Origin of the sequence: Altererythrobacter lutimaris, assembly GCF_013371495.1 — a bacterium.
Taxonomy (GTDB): Bacteria; Pseudomonadota; Alphaproteobacteria; order Sphingomonadales; family Sphingomonadaceae; genus Erythrobacter; species Erythrobacter lutimaris_A.
Genome location: NZ_JABWTA010000002.1, coordinates 1 through 553, shown reverse-complemented (window position 1 = coordinate 553; position 553 = coordinate 1). Strand labels below are relative to the sequence as shown.

At 71.6% G+C, this 553-nt stretch carries 1 protein-coding gene; it reads left to right on the top strand.

Features of this window, described 5'->3' with window-relative positions:
* Nucleotides 1-6: 6 nt before the first annotated feature.
* On the top strand, nt 7-553 hold a 547-nt coding region (locus HUO12_RS14260), incomplete at its 3' end, for an OmpP1/FadL family transporter (protein WP_176274487.1).

Here is a 553-nt window from a genome sequence, read left to right as displayed (position 1 = left end):
ACCCCGATGTCCCCCTTCAAATATTCGCTGGCCGCCGGCAGCGCGCTGACCGCGCTGCTCGGCTTCTCCCAGGCTGCCCAGGCCCAGGCCTTCTATCTCCAGGAACAATCGGCCCGCGCGGCCGGCCGTGCCTTTTCGGGCGAGGCCGCCGATACCGGCGCCGCGTCGATCTGGTGGAACCCCGCCGCGATCGGCGGCATCGATCGCGGCGCAGCGACGATCTCCGCCTCGGTCATCCTGCCGCGCGGCGAGGTTGCCGACAGCGGCACGCTGATCGTCCGCCCGGGCCAGCCGCCCGCGCCGGTGGGCGGCAACGGCGTCACCCGCAATCCGATCAACAACGGCGTGCTCCCCTCGGGCGCGATCGCCGTGCCGCTGAACGACCGCATCGCGCTCGGCGTGTCGATCACTTCGCCCTACAGCTTCACCACCGATTATCCGGCGGACAGCTGGGCGCGCTACAGCGCCGACCGGACGAAGCTGCGCACGATCGACATCCAGCCCAGCATCGGCGTGGCGGTGACCGACTGGCTGCGCGTCGGCGCCGGGCTGA